Genomic DNA, 19,556 nt, shown 5'->3' with positions numbered 1-19,556 from the left:
GTCGGGCTATCCGTTGCAAGTCCTCGCTCTTCCTTCGTCAGGCTGCGGGCTTTCCACTTCTATCCCTCACGCAGAATTGGTTTCATAACACGTTTTGTATTTTTCTGAATTCCAATTGAAATGAATTCTCAATATTTATATGTGTCGTTCCTACGGAACTTTATTTCTTGAATGATTTTTTCATTCAACGGAATAAATTCCGTTGCTACAAAATGGATCGTTCCTCCGGAACTTTACTTCCATTTCCATTTCTCTATGTATTGGTTGGTCACACCAGCATCATAGAAATAATATTTTGTTTTTATAAAACCCGCTTCAACCAATGCTATAGAATCAGGGGTCAACTCTTCTTCTAAAAAAATCTCATTTTCTTCAGGTTTATTCAAATCATATTTTACTTTATAGAACTTATTTATCTCATAATATAAATTACTATTACGAGATCTATTCCCAATCTTTCCTAAAATCTTTCTACCAGCGTAAAAATAATATCTTACAACTTTGTGCCTTTCCGGACCTTCATTTATGGTAACTAACGCAATTGTTTCACCTTTAAAAGAATCCCGATAATTACTCTGTTTATTACTATAATATATTTGATAGATTATAATAGCAACTATCACAAAAAACAAAATCGTTTGCCACTGATTCGTTTTATTTCTCAACTTTAGGTTCTTTTATCATTTTTACTTTATAAAAAAAATGAATTCCTTTATTCAAAAACCGGCGCCACTCTAGGCTTATAATCCTTCGCAACTTCAGCCATTAATCGGATATGATCTGGCGTTGTGCCGCAACAACCTCCGATGATATTGATTAAATTATCATCTAAATATTCTTTGATGAAAGCCTGAGTTTGTTCTGGTGTTTCATCGTATTGTCCGAACGCGTTTGGCAATCCCGCATTTGGATGCGCCGAAACGTTGAACTGTGTATGCTGTGCTAATGTTTTTAAATACGGTTTCAGTAAATCGGCTCCTAAAGCGCAATTGAAACCAACACTCAGCAACGGAATATGCGATACTGAAATCAAAAACGCTTCTACAGTCTGACCTGAAAGTGTTCTTCCTGAAGCATCGGTAATTGTTCCAGAAACCATAATTGGCACATCGATATTACGTTCGTCTTTTACTTCTTCAATCGCGAAAAGTGCTGCTTTTGCATTTAATGTATCGAAAATCGTTTCTACTAAAAGTAAATCGCAGCCTCCGTCTAACAATGCTTCTACTTGTTGTTTGTAGGCGATTCTTAAATCGTCAAACGTTACAGCTCTGTAACCCGGATCGTTTACGTCTGGTGACATACTTGCCGTACGGTTTGTCGGTCCGATAGAACCGGCTACGAAACGTGGTTTTGCCGGATTTTTTGCTGTGAATTCGTCGGCTACTTCACGCGCAATTTTTGCTGATTCGTAGTTTAATTCGTAAACCAAATCTTCCATGAAATAATCGGCCATACCGATTGTAGTTCCAGAGAAAGTGTTGGTTTCTACGATATCTGCTCCAGCTTCGTAATACGCAGCGTGTACAGCGCGAATGGCGTGCGGCTGTGTAAGTGATAATAAATCGTTGTTTCCTTTTAGCGGATGCGGGAAATCTTTGAAACGCTCGCCACGGAAATCTTCTTCGGAGAAGTTGTAGCGTTGTAACATGGTTCCCATTGCTCCATCGAGGATTAGGATTCTTTCTTTTATTGCTTGTTGTATAGACATATTGTTTTGCCTTTTGCCACGAAGACGCTAAGACACTAAGCTTATTTATAATTTTCCGAGATAAACCTTTTAGTTTTGAACTCGACTGATTTGTTTTTAATATGTTTCTAAAAGTTCACAATTGATGGCTTTTTAGCCCCGATTGAGCCGGTATCCTCGCAACGGAGTGGAGAGATATAGGCGAAAGCGGGAATCCATGACGGCAAAAATGCGCCAATGATTCGCTCCTTTCACTAAATATTATTCGGTGAAATTTTGTTGTAATGTTGTCAGGAAAAGTTTTGAGAAATACTGATTGTATTTGTGTTATCTATCTTAAATACTGTGTTTACAGTGTAAAGTAGAATTTAGCACCTTCTTTATGGTAAAGGGTTGCTAAGGTTTCATTGGGTCTATCCCTCCGCCTTTCGTGATAACTTTCAATAAAATTATGAACGCTGCAAAGTAACGACATAAAGGCGGTAATTGCAAGTGTTTTTTAAAGTTTCTAAGTTCTTTTTGAAGGCACTAAGGTTCTAAGCAACAAAGGTTCTGAGTTTAAAAACTAAAAGCTCAAAACTTTTTTACAAGTTTGAGCTTTAGTCTATTTTTTTTGTTGTCGACTCAATAAACTTGAGCGTGTTGTTCTCTTATCAGAAAGTTTTTTAAAAACTTCTGTCCCAATTTAGAAAAGTGTCCATGACTTCTTGATGATCTGTAAATTCATTATCTGTCATTTTCATTTCATTGTCATTTTTTGACTTTTCTTCGAGTAGTGTTTCTTCATCCCATTTGCTCATAATAGATAATTTATTTTAATACTTTCTTAAAGTTAGCATTTTTCCCTGATTCTTCAAAATATTATTTTACAATGCAAAGCTAATCTCTCCGTATTTTGGGGCAAAGAAAATAAGATTAAGTTAATGTGATGTTTTTTTAAGCTTCTGAGGCGCTATCCCGAAGCTTCGGGACTAAGGGACTAAGCTGAAAAATCTATATTTTGATTTATTATTTTTTTTAACACAAAATTGAAGAACATAGTCCACGATTTCAATCGTGGGAAACGTGATTTATATTGCGTACCCACGGTTGAAATCGTGGGCTATGTTTGAATTTGATTGTTTAATATGCTTCAGCGGAGCGACATCTCACAGTTATGTCGCTCCGTTGGAGCTTTACTATGGGGATATTCATTTCTATTCCATAAATATGTCATCCCGCTGGGATTTTAAAATAAAAGCCCAAACTTTTAAAGTTTGGGCTTTGAATATTTTCTTACTTCTAAATTTAATGTTTAGGTTTCTGCTTTGTTCCTCTAAAATTAATAATCTCAACCGTTTCACTTTCGTGAATCACTCTATAAACCAAATAATTATTTTTATCTATAATTGCTTTGTGTAATGTTTTTTTCTTGAGAGATTTTGGAAATTGTTCGGGATTAATTTTGATTTGATTAATAACTTGCTGGATATTGTTTTCAAGATTTAAAATTTCTCTAGCAGTCCATTTTGCTTCTAAGTAATCAACAACTTTATCAAAACCTTTTATAGCTTGAGTTGTCCATAAAATTTTTAATGCCATTTTGAGAATCTTTTCATCAAGTCTTCGTGGCTAGTTAACTCTCCTTTATCAGCTTGTTGAATTCCTAATTGGATTTCGTCTTGTTCTGATTTGGATAAATCGTCAAACCAATCGTTTTGATTTGCCTTCAATACCAATTCTAGTTTTTCCAATACACTTTCATCTTCTACCTTAACCAACTCTTGGATAAATTGATACTTTCTAGCTTCTAAATTCATGATAATCAAAATTTATATAAACACAAAGATAAGTTTTTTTAAGCTACTAAGGTTCTAAGTTGCTAAGCTCCTGAGTTAAAATTTCGTTTAATAAAAAAAGCCCAAACTTTAAAAAGTTTGGGCTTGCTATATAAAAACCTTAGTAGCTTAGTATCTCAGCACCTTAGAAGCTTATACGATTGCTTTCACAACCGCTTTTGGAGCTTCTTTACGTGTTCCGTCGAAACCATCTACTCCAGAAACTGTTGTATATTTCAATACATATTTTTTACCTGGATTGATGATTCCGTATGCTGCTTGACACATTAATGTCGCTTCGTGGAATCCGCAAAGGATTAATTTTAATTTTCCTGGGTATGTGTTGATATCTCCAATAGCGAAGATTCCCGGAATATTAGTCTGGTAATCTAGAGCGTTGTTTACTTTGATTGCGTTTTTCTCGATTTCTAATCCCCAGTCTCCAATTGGTCCTAATTTTGGTGTTAATCCAAAGAGCGGAATAAAATAATCACAGTCGATTTTACGGTGCGCACCATTTTCTTCAATATCTAGAGATTCTACGTGCTCAGCTCCGTTGATTCCGATTACTTCTGCCGGAGTGATTAGTTTAATTTTTCCAGCTGATTTTAATTCTTGTACTTTTTCTACAGAATCTAAAGCTCCTCTAAATTCGTTTCTTCTGTGAATCAAAGTTACTTCTGAAGCTACGTTTGCTAAGAAAATTGACCAGTCTAATGCTGAATCTCCTCCTCCTGCAATAACAACTCTTTTATCTCTGAATTTCTCAGGATTTTTGATGAAGTATTTTACTCCTTTATCTTCATAAAACTCGATATCTTCGATAAGTGGTTTACGAGGCTCAAAACTTCCTAAACCTCCTGCGATAGCGATAACTGGCGCGTGGAATTTAGTTCCTTTATTAGATGTTACTATGAAAGTTCCGTCTTCTTGCTTGTCGATTGTTTCTGCACGCTCTCCTAAAGTAAAACCTGGCTCAAATTGTTTAATCTGCTCCATTAGTCCGTCGATTAGGTCACCAGCTAAAACTTCTGGAAATCCCGGAATATCATAAATTGGCTTCTTTGGATATAACTCTGATAGCTGCCCTCCTGCTTGTGGAAGTGCATCTAAAATGTGGCATTTTAATTTTAACAATCCTGCCTCGAACACGGCAAATAAACCTGTTGGTCCTGCTCCAATTATAAGTATATCTGTTTTAATCATTATGGTGTTGTTTATAATCATTCTTAATAACGCAAAGAAACGAATAAATCCTTGTACTGTCAATGATTTTTATCATTTATTTCTTTTACGAAACTTTTTTACTCCTTTATTTTTTAATCTCATCGTTCATCGGGTTAAAACCCGAGGCTACAATGTCGGACGTTTCTTCGCATCCTCGGGTTAAAACCCGAGGCTACAATATTGATCGTTCCTCCGGAACTTTTTATTCTTTATTTTTTAATGACGAGGTGATCTCATTCATTCTTTTTACCTTTTCTTCAAAATTGCCTTTTAGCGTTTTTCGGTATTCATTTAGATTCTCAACCATTTGATTGATATCTTCTGGAATTACTTCTTCGAAAAATTCCCGAAGCCTTTTTGCCGTTGTTGGCGATTTTCCGTTGGTCGAAATGGCAATTTTTACATTTCCTTTTGTTACGATTCCGCCCAAATAATAATCGCATAAATCTGGTGTGTCGGCAATATTGCATATCAAATAGCGTTTTCTAGCTAAGTCGTACACTCTTTTATTGACTTCAAGATTATCTGTACAGGCAATTACCATATGACGCTTTTTGAGCATCTTCTTTTTAAACTTCGATTTTGTCAATTTTATCGAAGGATGCTGTTCTGCCAGAATTTTTATTTCTAAATGAAATTCTTTTGCTACTACCTCAACATTGGCATTCGGACTTGACTTCAGCAAGAAAGAAAGCTTTTCCAGACCTACATTTCCTCCGCCTACAATTAATACATTTAAATTGTGAAGCTTTAGAAATATTGGATATAATTCGTTTTGTTCCATTTTAATTTTTTGTTTCGTCGAAATTACGAAAATCTGACTTTCCCACGGTTGAAACCGTGGGCTATGTTTTCAATCTGTCGTTTTATTTCCCTAGATTAAAATCCAGAACTACAATATTGTTCGTTACTAACGGAACATCATTTTTTACCAACGAATTGATTCTGACGGAACATTTTATCCAACTCTTTTTTTTGACAAAATTCTTCGTAAAACCCTTTTAATTTATAGCTTTCGCGGACAACTTCACCTAAAACAATAACCGCTGGCGAACTCAATTTTTGTTGTCTTACGACTTCAATAATCGAATCTACCGTTCCAACTCCAACTTTTTCTTCTGCTGTTGTTCCGTTTTGGATAATGGCAACTGGCAGATTTCCTTTGTTTTCTTTTTGAAACAAATCAACAATCTGAGACAGTTTATGCATTCCCATCAGGATTACAACGGTTGCGGAAGATTGCGCTGCCAAAGCTACATCTGAAGATAATTTTCTATCTGATGTTGTTCCTGTAATCGCCCAAAAGCTTTCTGAAATTCCTCTTTTTGTAATTGAAATTCCCTGACTTGCAGGAACTGCAATTACTGATGAAATTCCTGGAACAACAATCGTTTCAATTCCGAAACTTTCTGCAAATTCTACTTCTTCGCTTCCTCTTCCAAAAATAAAAGGATCTCCGCCTTTTAAACGAACTACATTTCCATACGTCAGCGCATTATCTACAATCAATTGATTGATTTGATCTTGCGTGTAAGCATGATTTCCGATTCTTTTTCCAACAAAAATTCTGATGGCATTTTTAGGCGCGTAATCCAGAATTTCTTCGTTGGCTAAGGCGTCGTATAAAACCACATTGGCTTCAGCCAGCGCTTTTACAGCTTTGAGCGTAAGCAATTCCGGATCACCAGGACCTGCGCCGACTAAAGTTATTTTTGGTTTTATATTATGCATTTGCTAGTTCTTGTGCTCTGAAAGTTTCGATTTTATCAAAGAAAACTACTGCCTGAGCAATGTAATCTTTAGCGAAAGCTTCTGATGGTTCGTTTTTATTGATTTGGTAAACCAAATCTTTAAAAGTTGAATTCAACTCTATTTTATTAGTATCAATGAAAACAGTGTCAAACAAATCTACGATTCCGGCGTGGTGATTTGTTTTTTGGTTTTCTGAAAGTAATAATGCTTTTGCGCCGTTTACAAATCCTGCGTAAGCATGGTAAATGGCGTCTGCCCATTTTCCTTCGTCGAATGCTTCTTGAGCGAAACTAATTTTTTCTTTTGCCTCTAATAATAAAGTAGCAACCAAATCAATTACAACTCCGGCGCATTCTCCAACTCCAACTGCTTTTACGTAGTTGTCTGCATTTCCCCAATCGATAAAATCGGCTTCTGTTAAATTGGTTACATCAGACAATGGTTTTAAGATTTCGTAGAAGTATTTTTCTCCTTTTGCATCGTAATAATTCAGGAATTTTTCTCCGTTTGCATTCGCATCAAAATCATTTAAAATGGTACGCAAAGCATCTGGCCCTCTACGGCTTGGAATTTTGATTACTTTATCAGCAAAACGTCCTTCTCCGTTTCCTAATCTTCCTCCTCCTAATAAAACCTGTAATGCCGGAGCTACCAATTTTCCTGAGTTGATAGACATTCCCTGAAAACCAATTGCCGACATATTATGTTGTCCGCAGGCATTCATACAACCTGAAATTTTAATCTCAATTTCGCGGTTGTTTTTGTATTGTGGGTATTCTGTGTTGATCACTCTTTCTAATTCTTCGGCAATACCTGTACTGCTCGCAATCCCCAAGTTGCAAGTGTCTGTACCAGGACATGCCGTAATATCTCCAACCGAATTATAACCTAAATGAACAAAGTCCAATTTGGCCAATTCTTGATAAAAGAATGGAAGATTTTCCTCTTTTACGTGGCGTATTACAATATTTTGACGCAATGAAAAACGTAACTCATTTGCTGCGTAATTTTTAATTAAATCGGCTAATAATCTGGCTTTATCTGTATAAAAATCTCCTAATAAAACTTTGATTCCAATTGCATAATATCCTGCTTGTTTTTGCGCAATTACATTTGATGCTTTCCATTTTTCAAAAGCTTCAACATCCTCAACTTTAACTTGTGGCACTTCTAAAACGGGTTCTGGAATAGGTCCGTCAAAAGCAGTTGTATCAATTTCGTATGTTTCAAAAGCGATTGCTTTTTTCTCTTTTTCAACTAAATCAAGGAACGCGTCTTTACCCATTTCTTTGATTAAGAATTTCATACGCGCTTTCATTCTTTTGGCACGCTCACCGTATCTGTCAAAAATACGGATGATTCCTTCTGCTGTCGGGATGATTTCGTTTACTGGAACAAACTCAGAAAGTAATTCTGCATGTGCTGGTTGAGATCCTAAACCTCCACCAAACATGATTTTAAATCCTTTTTGTCCATCTTTGATTTTTGGAATAAATCCTAAATCGTGTAAATAACTCAACGCTGTATCTTCGTCTGAAGAAGAGAACGAAATTTTGAATTTACGTCCCATTTCCTGACAGATTGGGTTTCTTAACAAATATTGAAAAAGTCCGTGTGCATAAGGCGAAACATCAAATGGTTCGTTTACGTCTACACCAGCTAATTCGCTTCCTGTAATATTTCTAACCGTGTTTCCACAAGCTTCACGCAAAGTAATATCGTCTTTTGCTAACTCTGACCAAAGTTCAGGCGTTCTGTCCAAACTCACATAGTGAATCTGAATATCCTGACGTGTAGTAATATGTAAACGTCCTGTAGAATATTTATCTGATACTTCGGTAATTCTTCTCAACTGCTCGCTGGTAACTTTACCGTAAGGCAATTTGATACGAATCATCTGAACGCCTTCTTGACGCTGACCGTAAATACCACGCGCTAAACGAAGACTACGAAAACGCTCATCATCAATTTTTCCTCCGCGGAATAAGTGAATCTTTTTTTCTAATTCGATAATCTCCTTCTGAACTACCGGATTTTCTATTTCTGTTCTAAAACTTTCCATTTCTTTCTTGTTTTTGGTTTATTGTTGGTCGTTTATTGTTGGTTTCTAAAAAACCATAAACCATCAACTATTTAATAAATCCAACTCCTGCTGTGGTATTGGTAGCGGTATCAATTAAGATAAAAGCGCCGTTTGATTTATTTTCGTTATAAGAATCAAAATACAATGGTTTGCTTAATTTGATTGTTACTTCTCCGATTTCGTTTATCGCTAATTGAGAAGCTTCTGTTGTTCCTGAATAATCAGTTGCAATTGTATTTTTAATGCTTTCTACTTTAGCTAAAACTCTGTTGGTGTTGTGCTGAACTAAATATTTTGTCCCTGCAACCAGCTTTTTGCTGTCCATCCAGCAAATAGTTGTCGTAATGTCTTTTTCAATTTTTGGAAGTTCAGCTGATTTTACAATCATATCGCCTCTCGTAACATTGATATCATTTTCTAATTCGATTGTAACTGAAGATCCAGCCGTAGCTTCGTCAAATGATTTATCGAAAAAGTGAATTTTAGAAACTTTTGATTCTGTTAAAGAAGGAAGAACCGTTACCGCATCTCCAACTTTAATCGAGTTTCCGTATAATTTTCCTGCGTAACCTCTAAAGTCGTGGTATTCTTCTGTTTTTGGACGAATAACAGTCTGAACAGGAAAACGTGCTTTTCCAGCTTCGTAAACATCATGAGAATGTAATCCTTCTAAATGTTCTAAAACAGTTTGCCCGTCATACCAAGGCATGTTTTCTGATTTGTCCACAACGTTTCCGCCATTGATTGCACTTAACGGAATGTAACTTACGTTTTGTTCTTTATAAGTACTTTTTGCGTTTAATGCTTCGAAATCGGCTTTGATTTTATTGAAAACTTCTTCTGAATAATCTACTAAGTCCATTTTGTTTATGGCAACGATTACTTCTTTTACTCTCAATAAATTATTGATAAAAAAGTGACGGTATGTTTGCTCAATAACTCCTTTTCTGGCATCGATCAAAATGATAGAAACCTGAGAAGTTGAAGCTCCTGTAACCATGTTTCTAGTATATTCTACGTGACCTGGAGTATCGGCAATAATGTAACTTTTCTTTGCTGTAGAAAAATAAATGTGTGCAACGTCAATCGTGATTCCTTGCTCTCTTTCTGCCACCAATCCGTCTGTTGCAAGCGAAAAGTCAAGATAATCGTATCCTTTTTGTTTACTGCTTTTCTCGATTGCTTCAATTTTATCTGTTGTCAATGATTTTGTATCGTACAATAATCTTCCAATCAAAGTACTTTTTCCGTCATCTACACTTCCTGCTGTTGCTATTTTTAAAACGTCCATTTTATATATTGTTTCAGGTTTAAAGTTTCATGTTTCATGTTCTCTCGAAACTTATAAATCTGTATGTTTTTGTTTTCTTGATTCTTCTTACTTCTAATTTTTAACTTCTTACCAAAAATTAAAAGTATCCTTGTTGTTTTCTTTTCTCCATTGCAGCTTCAGAACGTTTGTCATCGATTCTGGCTCCTCTTTCAGAAATGGTTGATGATCTGATTTCGCCCACTACTTCTTCAATTGTTGCTGCATAAGATTCAACAGCCGCAGTACAACTCATATCTCCAACGGTTCTGAAGCGAACAATTCTTTCTTCGATTTGTTCGTCTTCTTCTTGGTACACAAAAGGAGAATGTGACCAGATTAAACCGTCTCTCAAAAAAACTTTTCTTTTATGTGAAAAATAGATTGATGGAATCTCGATTTTTTCTTTTTCAATATAACTCCAAACATCTAATTCTGTCCAGTTTGAAATTGGGAAAACACGAACGTTTTGTCCGTTTTCGATTTTTCCATTCAAAATATCAAACAACTCAGGTCTTTGATTTTTTTCGTCCCATTGTCCGAAATCATCACGAACAGAGAAAATACGTTCTTTTGCTCTTGCTTTTTCTTCATCACGACGCGCTCCACCAATACAAGCATCAAACTTAAATTCTTCAATTGCATCTAAAAGTGTAGTCGTTTGTAAACTGTTTCTACTAGAATATTTTCCAGTTTCTTCCACTACTTTTCCTTCATCAATTGCATCCTGAACACTACGAACGATCAACTCTAAACCTAATTCTTTTACCAATTTATCTCTGAAAGCGATTGTTTCAGGAAAATTATGTCCCGTATCAACGTGTAATAGAGGAAACGGAATCTTAGCAGGGAAAAATGCTTTTTGCGCCAAACGCACCAATGTAATAGAATCTTTTCCTCCTGAGAAAAGTAAAACCGGTTTGTCAAACTGTGAAATTACTTCTCTGAAAATGTATATCGCTTCACTCTCTAAAGCGTTTGTTTTTAATACTGAACTCATTATTGTTGTTATTTTTTTGTTTCAAGTTTAAGGTTTCATGTTATTGAAATCTGAAACTTTTGTTATTCTATTCTTTTTCATTATCCCACGGATTAAAATCCGTTTCTCCGATTTCTTTTATATCTCTCCCACGGATTAAAATCCGTGGCTACAACATAAATCGTTCCTACGGAACTCAAAATCTATTGTATAGCACTAAGGACTCTGGACTAAGTACTTTTAAACTAATGCCAGTTTACCCTTTCTTCGCACCATGCAAACCGCATTCTTTGTGGCTTGATTCCCACCACCATCTTCCGGCTCTGATATCTTCTCCTGGAAAAATTGCTCTCGTACAAGGCGCGCATCCGATACTTATGAAACCTTGTTTGTGCAAAGCATTTTGCGGAACATTATTTTCTGAAAGATAGGCTTCAACTTCTTCTAAAGTCCATTTTAATAACGGATTGAATTTGATGATTTCGAAACCTCCGTCGTATTCAAATAGATTTAAATCACTTCTGTTTTCTGACTGTTCGGCTCTTAAACCTGTAATCCAAACTGAATTTCCTGCCAAAGCTTTTCTCAACGGAACTACTTTTCTAATAAAACAGCATTCTTTTCTATTTTCAACCGAATCATAAAAACTGTTCGGTCCTTTTGTCTGAAGCAGATTTTCTACTGAAGCCGCTTCTGGGAAAAAGACTTCGATTGGTCTTTTGTATTTTTTTAATGTTTTATGAAAAACATCGTAAGTTTCCTGAAATAATCTTCCAGTGTCTAAAGTAAACACTGTAATATCTGTGTTACTCTTTGCAATGAAATCTGTAATTACCTGATCTTCTTGACCAAAAGAAGTCGAAAAAATTACTTTTCCCGGAAATTCATTTGCTAAAAAAACTAAGGTTTCGTCAAGCGAAAGAGCTGCAGTTTTTTCTAATAATTCTTGTACAATACTCGCACTCATAATCTCTCCTTTCTAAAATTATCTTTTACAATAATTTAGATAATGTTTTTAAACTCAATAATATAATTAGAACCCCAACCGCAACCATCATTGGTTTTCTTTTAATTCTATTTACTAAAAATGCCGCAATCGGCGCTGCAATCACGCCTCCTAAAATCAGTCCGATGATTACCTGCCAGCCGTGAATTCCGCCAAAAAGCATGAATGTAATTCCACTTGCAAATGAAATCGCAAACTCAGCAGCATTAACAGAACCAATTGTATATTTCGGATTTCTTCCTCTTCCTAGTAATGTTGAAGTTACAATTGGGCCCCAGCCTCCGCCACCAACCGAATCCATAAAACCTCCAAAAACAGCTAAAACGCCTAGTTTTTTGGTTTTCTTTTTCTCAACATTTTTCTTCAACGCTTTTTTGATAATTATTGCAGCTAAAACAATCATATAGATTGCAATAAAAGGCTTGATAATATCGCCGTCAATCACATCAGATAATAAATAAGCGCCTGTAATTGAACCTAAAACTCCTGGAATCAACAAATGTTTTACCAATTTTTTATTGATGTTTCCAAAACGATGATGCGAAAGTGCCGATGCTCCAGTGGTAAACATTTCTGAAACGTGAACTGCCGTGCTACTTACTACGGGCGGAACCCCATAAGCCAATAAAAATGAAGTTGATGTTGCGCCATAACCCATTCCTAAAGCGCCGTCTACCAATTGCGCAAAAACACCAATTAAAAAGAACGCTAAAAGATTTTCATCAAATCCCTGAACAAAACCATCCCACGAAAATTCAGCATGATGGTTATAAATTAATGTAGTTACCAAACCTAACAACAAAACAACAGGTATAATAATCCATAATCTTTCTTTTAATAAAGCATCAGACTTTATTGCAGTGTTGTTTAACTTAAGCTCATTTTCCATATTTTAAGAATTTGTTTTGTTCTTAAAAATCCATTACCCTATCGGCTTAGTAGATTACTTTGCAAATGTACTACATATTTCGAAATATCAAAATAATATATTTACTTTTTTGCAGAAGCTATTACCCTACAAACCAAGATAACAGACGTTTAAAAAGGAATTAATAATTAATTTAACAAATTATGTACTGCTTTATCATATTGTAACAGCACATCCTAATTTTGTGATTTACAAAAATACATATTTAATCTCTACCAAATCTATAGGATAATTATAAAAATGTTATTATTTTAGCGGCAAATATTTTTTCATGGATTTTCAGATTGGTCTTGTCATTGCAGGTTTAGTGGTTGGTTTTATTGTGGGGTTAACAGGTGTTGGAGGTGGTTCTTTAATGACTCCCATTTTATTATACTTTAATATACCTCCCACAACAGCAGTAGGAACCGATTTACTTTACGCTGCTTTTACTAAAGCTGGAGGAATTTTTGTTCACAATAAAAAAGGCAATATCAACTGGAAAATTACTGGCTGGCTTACTTTAGGAAGCGTTCCCGCTGCTTTACTAACTTTATGGATATTGCACAGCATTAAAACAGATATTGAAACTATAAATCGTGTTATCAAACAAAGTTTAGGCTGGGCATTGCTTTTTACTTCTGTTGCGATTATATTCAAACAAAAATTAATGAAGTTTTCGCAGAAGCACGCCGGAGATAAATTTCATAGCGAAAGTACCACTCAAAATATGCTGACTATAGGAATCGGAATCTTGCTTGGCGCAACGGTAACTTTAACTTCTATTGGAGCTGGAGCTTTAGGAACGGTAACTTTATTTTTCCTTTATCCTTTATTACCAACTCCAAAATTGGTGGGAACAGAAATCGCACACGCAGTTCCGTTAACTCTCGTTGCCGGAATTGGACACGCTTCTATGGGAAATCTTGATCTAGGATTATTGGGGCAATTACTAATGGGATCTCTTCCAGGAATCTATATGGGAAGTATGCTAAGCGGAAAAGTTCCAGATCAGTTTCTTAGAAATGCTATTGCCGTAATGCTTTTCCTTGCAGGATATAAATTGATATTCTAAAAAAAATAAACCATATAAGTCATATAAGTTCATTTTATATACATTCCGTATATAATTAGACGCACTGCTGAGCGTCTCTACAAAATAAACTTATATAACTTATATGGTTTAAAAAAATTAAAAAGCGATATCTGCCAGAGAATTGCTTTCTAATATTTTAAGCGTATTGTCGCGCACTTCTGTCATTAAACGTCTTGCTGCGCAGGTAGTTTCGTCATCACAATCATCACATCTTTCGTAGAAATTATGGCTGGCGCAAGGAAGTAATGCAATTGGACCTTCCAAAATACGGTAGACTTTTGCCATGCTAATGTCTTTTGGATCTTTTATTAAGTAATAACCGCCGCCTTTTCCTTTTTTGGCTCCAAGAAATCCAGAATTTCTTAGAAGGAGTAAAATACTTTCTAAAAATTTAATCGAAATATGTTCACTTTTAGCAATTTCGGCAATTTGAACTGGTTCGTTATTTTCGCGTCTTGCTAAATAAGTCAAAGCTTTAATTCCGTATTTTGTTTTCTTTGAAAGCACTAATTATAATTTTAGATTTTAGATTGTTGTCCCGAAGCCTCGGGATAGATTTTACTTCTCAACAATCTAAATTTTATTAGAAAACAAAAATATGATTTTTAAATGACTTATACTCTACTTAATCTATCTTATTTAAAAAACGAGTTAGTTCGAAATGAAAAAACGATTTTCAATAGTAAACAAATCTACTATCAAAAATCGTTTGTTGTATTAATTTTAAATCTAAAATTAGCAAGTATAATATTCTATCCCTACCAATTTATCGCTTAAATATGTTATTCTAATTCCTGAACTCCAATTAATTTAAAATCATGAAAGATCTTTTTACTTTCATCTAAACCTTTTTTATCTACAACATAAGTATTAGAAATTGAATCATGCCACCCTCTTGAGCCTCCTAAAAAGGTAAAGGCATCAAACGGAATTAAACGACATAAACTTCTTTTAAGAATGGTTCCAAAATCAGGTTTTTCCCCATTTTCGTCTACAACCACACTTCCTGTCAAGAATTTACCAACTGATCTTCCAAATAGCCCTTCCATTACTGTATAGTAAATGATTAAAATAATAATTGAAATGATATTTAATACTAATTCATTCGAACTATCAGCGGAGTTTGCAAATGAATTCGTGCCGAATAGCGCGGACATTATTCCAATAATAGTTCCTAAAACGACCATGATAATGAAGAAAATAATTACATCAACAATATAATGTACAAAACGGGCTCCCGCAGAGACTAATAATGTATCATCTAAAACATAGGTAGAATTGCTCATAGTTTTTGGGTTATTTTTTTTAATTAATTTATATTTTTATTTCGGTTTAAACAAAAATATACTTTTTTACTCAAACTACTCTAAAAAAATTAACGATTTTTAACAGTAATAAATTTACAGTTAAAAATCGTTATTTATAAATTAAAAAATATAAAATTATTCAAGCGCCTGCTTCAAATCTGCAATTACATCTTCAACAGTTTCTAAACCAACAGAAACACGAACTAAACCTTGCGTGATTCCAACTGCCAATTGATCTTCTTCAGATAATTTGCTGTGCGTTGTTGATGCCGGATGCGTTACAATCGTTTTTACATCGCCTATATTTGCAGAAAGCGAACATAATTTAATCTTGTTCAGGAATTTTCTTCCTGCTTCCAGTCCGCCTTTAATTTCAATCGCAATAATGTTCCCGCCTGAACGCATTTGTTTTTTAGCAATCTCATATTTTGGATGCGATTTCAAGAATGGATATTTTACACTGTTTACATTCGGATGGCTTTCTAAAAACTCCGCTACTTTTAAAGCATTTTCGCAATGTCTGTCTACACGAACAGCCAAAGTCTCTAAACTTTTAGATAAAACCCATGCATTAAATGGCGACATTGCCGGTCCCGTATTTCTTGAAAACAAATAGATTTGGCGAATTAACTCTGCATCTCCAACTGCAACTCCTCCTAAAACACGGCCTTGACCGTCCATTAATTTTGTTGCTGAATGTACTACGATATGAGCCCCATATTTAATTGGTTGCTGAATGTATGGCGTAGCAAAACAGTTGTCGATGATTAAAATCAAATTGTGTTTTTTTGCAATTTGCCCTAAAAATTCTAAATCAATTACATCTACACCTGGATTGGTCGGTGTTTCAGCGTATAAAATTTTAGTATTTGGTTTAATAAAACTCTCAATTGTTTCTGGTTTATTGATGTCAAAATACGAAGTTTCAATTTTCCATTTTGGAAAATAGGTCATAAACAAAGCGTGAGTCGAACCAAAAACACTTCCTGCAGAAACAATATGATCTCCAGATTCTAATAAAGCGGCAAAAGTCGAATAGATCGCAGCCATTCCGGTTGCAAAAGCATAACCTGCTTCTGCACCTTCCATTGCACAAACTTTGTCAACAAATTCTGTTGTATTAGGATTACTGAAACGAGAGTAAATATTACGAACTTTTTCTTCTGTAAAAGAAGCTCTCATATCCTCTGCATCTTCAAATATAAAACTTGATGATAAGTACAAAGGACTTGAATGTTCCTGAAATTGTGTTTTTTCTAAATGTGTTCTGATGGCTTGTGTTTCAAAACCCAAATCTTCTATATTCATTGTGTTGCTATTTTATTTTTAACACGAATTCCACTGATTAGCACGAATTCGCTTTCTTGTAAATTTCACAAAGATTCACAAAGCGAAACACGAAGGTTCACAAAGGCTAAATGTGAATTTTTAATAAGTCCTGAAAGAATTATCTAATTATCAAATTGACTAATTATCTAATTTTACAAAGCCTCGTTATTCAGGACAACTTTGTATTTTATTGTTGCTGTTGGCTCAACCGTTTTTGCAACTGAGCAGTATTTTTCAAAAGAAAGTTGTGCCGCTTTTTTTGCTTTTTCGGGATTGATTTCTCCTTCTAAATAAAAAACCACATCGATTTCTTTGAAAGGTTTTGCTTCTTCGATCTGAACGCGCGTTCCTTCAACCTCAGCGTTAAAAGAAGTGATTTCCTGACGCTGTTTCTTTAAAATAGAAATCATATCGATAGCGCTGCATCCTGCAACTCCCATTAATACCAATTCCATCGGACTTGCACCTAGATCGCTTCCGCCAAATTCGGCTCTGCTGTCAACGTCAACTATATGTCCGCGCTCATTTTTTACTTTAAAATGAAAAGCGTCGTTTACTCTGTTTAAGGTTACTTTCATTGTGTTGTTATTTTTTTGTTTTTTTAATCTAAAATCTAAACTCTGAAATCTAAAATAAATCTACCCTTTATCCGACAATCTTAAAATATCTCCAAAAACTCCTCTTGCCGTTACCGCAGAACCCGCACCGGCTCCCTGAATAACAATCGGACGATCTCCGTAAGATTCTGTATAAATTTCGAAGAAAGAATCAGAACCTTTTAATCCGCCTAGCGCTGTGTCTGACGGAACAGAAACTAATTTTACTTCCAGATTTCCTTTGTCGTTCTGCAAATCACCAGACAATTCACCAATATATCTTAAAACATGATTTGGTTGCTGTTCTGCTTTTATTTTAGCATAAATCGGATCAAATTCTTTCAATTTAGTCAAGAAATCGGCTGCGTTTCCTTCACGTAAATGTTCTGGAATTAGATTTTGAATTGAGATTTCTTCAAACTCATTTTGTAAGTCTAATTCTCTAGCTAAAATTAATAATTTTCTTCCAACATCATTCCCGCATAAATCCTCACGCGGATCTGGTTCTGTATATCCGTTGTCAATTGCTTCTTGTAAGATTTCGCTAAAAGGCACATCTTTCGCAGAAAAATTATTAAATAAATAACTTAATGTTCCTGAGAAAACTCCTTTAATTTTTGTGATGTTTTCACCAGAAAGATGTAATAATTTTATAGTATCAATTAATGGCAACCCTGCACCAACATTGGTTTCATACAAATAATTCTTTTGGTTTTCTTCTAAAGCTTTTCTGATTTCTTTATAAAAACCATAACTTAAAGTATTCGCTACCTTATTCGAAGAAATTAAGTCGAAACTGCTTTCGATTAAAGAAATATAATTTTCCACAAATGCTGCACTTGCCGTATTATCAATTGCGATCAAGTTTTCTAAATGGTGCTCATTCGCATAAGCGATAATATCATTAATGGTGTAAGCTTCTCCTTTAGTTGCGATTTCGTTTTTCCAATCGGAAGTAACGCCATATTTATTTAAAAGAAGTTTTTTAGAATTCGCAATTGCAAAAACATTCAGTTTAATTCCTTTACGTTTTTCAATAGCTGAAGCCGATTCTAAAATTTGGTTGATTAAAGTTCCTCCAACTAATCCGTGACCGAAAATTGCAATATTGATCTTTTTCGAAACTCCAAAAATCTCTCCGTGAATTACGTTTAAGGCTTTGTTTAATTCTTCTTTTTTGACAACCAAACTCACGTTTTTACCCGTAACTGTGTTGTTGAACAAAATCGGAACAATTTTATTTTTGATTAAAGCTGTATAAGGTTTGTGGAAAGTGCTCAAATCCTGACCAATAATCGAAATTACCGATACATTGTCTGTAACCGTAATCTGATTTACGTCTTTAGAATAAAAGTCATTTTCAAATTCTTTTTCTAATTCCACAACCGCAGTTGTGGCTTTATCAGTCGCAACCACCAATCCGATTCCTCTTTCTGAAGAACCTTGCGAAATGATACTTACGCTGATATTGTGATCTCCCATTACTTTAAAAATACGAGCATCAACTCCGGCTTTTCCAAGTAATCCGCGTCCTTCAAGATTTACAAGAGACACATTTTCTAAAACAGAAAGCGTTTTAATTCCTTCTTTAGAAGAATCTGAAGTAATTAATGTTCCGCGGTTTTCGTGATTGAACGTATTTAAAATTCGTAACGGAATATTTTTTTCTAACAAAGGAATAATAGTTTTGGCGTGCAGAATTGTAGCTCCAAAATTTGCCAGCTCGTTTGCTTCATTAAACGATAAATATTCAATTTTTTTAGCATCGGCAACCAAATCAGGATTTGCCGTATAAATTCCGTCTACATGCGTAAAGTTTTGTAATTCTTCGGCATTTAAATAATTTGCGATTAACGAAGCGGTATAGTTACTGCCATTTCTACCTAAAGTAGTTGTGTCGTTGTTGTTGTTGGAACCAATGAAGCCTGTAACTATATTAACCGTTTCGCCATTATGTGTTTTAAAATAATTGACCACGTTTTTCTTTGAAAGCTGTTCTAAAGGCTGCGCGTCACCAAATTTAGAATCGGTTTTTAGCAATTCTCTTGTGTCTACAAAATTGGCAGGAATTCCTTTTTCCTTCAAAATTGCCGTCAATAATTTAGCCGAAAGCAATTCGCCTTTAGACAAAATCTGATCTTTGATTTTTTTGCTGTAATCACCAATCAGACTTACGCCCTCAAAAAGCTTGTCTAAAACATTAAATTCTTCAGATAAATCAACCTGCGGGTAATCTGATATTTGATATTTTTTAAAATTTTCTAATAATTCTTTATAACTGCCGTTTTTAGCAGCAATGCTTAAGATAAATTCCAGTTCGTCTGTCGCATTTCCACGTGCAGAAACTACAACGGTAATTTTTTCACCTTGATTTACTTTATCAGAAATGATGGAAACAACTTTATTAAGTCCTTCTCCGTTCGCTAATGATTTACCTCCAAATTTTAATACTTTCATT

General features: G+C 34.8%; 19 protein-coding genes and 1 riboswitch. Of the genes, 1 reads left to right on the top strand and 18 read right to left on the bottom strand.

The features are described from left to right. Positions 1–233: 233 nt before the first annotated feature. The 13 genes from EG814_RS11770 to EG814_RS11715 form a co-directional block, all read right to left on the bottom strand. Entirely contained in the window at positions 234–665 is a 432-nt protein-coding gene (locus tag EG814_RS11770) for a hypothetical protein (RefSeq protein ID WP_125722130.1), read from the bottom strand. A gap of 47 nt (positions 666–712) precedes the next feature. Beyond that, positions 713–1,711, bottom strand: a complete 999-nt coding sequence (locus EG814_RS11765) for a homocysteine S-methyltransferase family protein (RefSeq protein WP_125722128.1) — start codon at positions 1,709–1,711, stop codon at positions 713–715. Between the two features lie 303 nt (positions 1,712–2,014). Further along, positions 2,015–2,130, bottom strand: a riboswitch (SAM riboswitch). A gap of 225 nt (positions 2,131–2,355) precedes the next feature. Next, a complete protein-coding gene (locus EG814_RS21255) occupies positions 2,356–2,490 on the bottom strand; it encodes a hypothetical protein (protein ID WP_262700154.1) in 135 nt (44 codons plus the stop codon). A gap of 487 nt (positions 2,491–2,977) precedes the next feature. Further along, positions 2,978–3,271, bottom strand: coding sequence for a type II toxin-antitoxin system RelE/ParE family toxin (locus EG814_RS11760; protein ID WP_125722126.1), 294 nt, complete (start codon positions 3,269–3,271; stop codon positions 2,978–2,980). Continuing rightward, a complete protein-coding gene (locus EG814_RS11755; RefSeq protein ID WP_125722124.1) occupies positions 3,262–3,489 on the bottom strand; it encodes a hypothetical protein in 228 nt (75 codons plus the stop codon). Before EG814_RS11755 ends, EG814_RS11760 begins: the two co-directional genes overlap by 10 nt. Positions 3,490–3,660: 171 nt before the next feature. Next, a complete protein-coding gene (locus EG814_RS11750; protein ID WP_125722122.1) occupies positions 3,661–4,713 on the bottom strand; it encodes an NAD(P)/FAD-dependent oxidoreductase in 1,053 nt (350 codons plus the stop codon). A gap of 223 nt (positions 4,714–4,936) precedes the next feature. Beyond that, positions 4,937–5,518: a precorrin-2 dehydrogenase/sirohydrochlorin ferrochelatase family protein gene (locus tag EG814_RS11745; RefSeq protein WP_125722120.1), complete on the bottom strand. Its 582-nt coding sequence runs from the start codon at positions 5,516–5,518 to the stop codon at positions 4,937–4,939. 137 nt (positions 5,519–5,655) lie between these two features. After that, positions 5,656–6,465, bottom strand: coding sequence for a uroporphyrinogen-III C-methyltransferase (cobA, locus tag EG814_RS11740; RefSeq protein WP_125722117.1), 810 nt, complete (start codon positions 6,463–6,465; stop codon positions 5,656–5,658). Beyond that, positions 6,458–8,548, bottom strand: coding sequence for a HEPN domain-containing protein (locus EG814_RS11735; RefSeq protein WP_125722115.1), 2,091 nt, complete (start codon positions 8,546–8,548; stop codon positions 6,458–6,460). Before EG814_RS11735 ends, cobA begins: the two co-directional genes overlap by 8 nt. Before the next feature lie 67 nt (positions 8,549–8,615). Then, positions 8,616–9,860, bottom strand: a complete 1,245-nt coding sequence (locus EG814_RS11730; RefSeq protein WP_125722113.1) for a sulfate adenylyltransferase subunit 1 — start codon at positions 9,858–9,860, stop codon at positions 8,616–8,618. Positions 9,861–9,978: 118 nt separating this feature from the next. After that, the gene (gene cysD, locus EG814_RS11725; RefSeq protein ID WP_125722111.1) at positions 9,979–10,878 is read right to left on the bottom strand and encodes a sulfate adenylyltransferase subunit CysD; all 900 of its coding nucleotides are present in this window, start codon (positions 10,876–10,878) and stop codon (positions 9,979–9,981) included. 235 nt (positions 10,879–11,113) lie between these two features. Further along, entirely contained in the window at positions 11,114–11,824 is a 711-nt protein-coding gene (locus EG814_RS11720) for a phosphoadenylyl-sulfate reductase (protein ID WP_125722109.1), read from the bottom strand. Positions 11,825–11,849: 25 nt separating this feature from the next. After that, positions 11,850–12,752 carry a sulfite exporter TauE/SafE family protein gene (locus EG814_RS11715; protein WP_125722107.1) on the bottom strand — a complete coding sequence of 301 codons (903 nt, stop codon included), beginning with the start codon at positions 12,750–12,752 and terminating at the stop codon, positions 11,850–11,852. Positions 12,753–13,062: 310 nt separating this feature from the next. Here EG814_RS11715 and EG814_RS11710 point away from each other — a divergent pair, with 310 nt between their 5' ends. Beyond that, the gene (locus EG814_RS11710; RefSeq protein ID WP_125722105.1) at positions 13,063–13,845 is read left to right on the top strand and encodes a sulfite exporter TauE/SafE family protein; all 783 of its coding nucleotides are present in this window, start codon (positions 13,063–13,065) and stop codon (positions 13,843–13,845) included. Between the two features lie 117 nt (positions 13,846–13,962). Here the strand turns inward: EG814_RS11710 and EG814_RS11705 are convergent, their stop codons facing one another. From EG814_RS11705 to thrA, 5 genes are all read right to left on the bottom strand, one after another. Beyond that, a complete protein-coding gene (locus EG814_RS11705; protein WP_125722103.1) occupies positions 13,963–14,373 on the bottom strand; it encodes an RrF2 family transcriptional regulator in 411 nt (136 codons plus the stop codon). 275 nt (positions 14,374–14,648) lie between these two features. Then, positions 14,649–15,152, bottom strand: coding sequence for an RDD family protein (locus EG814_RS11700; protein WP_125722101.1), 504 nt, complete (start codon positions 15,150–15,152; stop codon positions 14,649–14,651). A 156-nt stretch (positions 15,153–15,308) separates the two neighbouring features. Next, positions 15,309–16,481, bottom strand: a complete 1,173-nt coding sequence (locus EG814_RS11695; RefSeq protein WP_125722099.1) for a trans-sulfuration enzyme family protein — start codon at positions 16,479–16,481, stop codon at positions 15,309–15,311. A gap of 173 nt (positions 16,482–16,654) precedes the next feature. Further along, the gene (locus tag EG814_RS11690) at positions 16,655–17,080 is read right to left on the bottom strand and encodes an OsmC family protein (protein ID WP_073408333.1); all 426 of its coding nucleotides are present in this window, start codon (positions 17,078–17,080) and stop codon (positions 16,655–16,657) included. A gap of 60 nt (positions 17,081–17,140) precedes the next feature. Then, entirely contained in the window at positions 17,141–19,555 is a 2,415-nt protein-coding gene (gene thrA / locus EG814_RS11685; RefSeq protein WP_125722097.1) for a bifunctional aspartate kinase/homoserine dehydrogenase I, read from the bottom strand. Position 19,556 lies beyond the last annotated feature (1 nt).

This window comes from Flavobacterium ustbae, from assembly GCF_003946915.1.
Taxonomy (GTDB): domain Bacteria; phylum Bacteroidota; class Bacteroidia; order Flavobacteriales; family Flavobacteriaceae; genus Flavobacterium; species Flavobacterium ustbae.
Note: the sequence above shows the minus strand (reverse complement) of the source record. Positions and strands in the feature narration are given on the sequence as shown.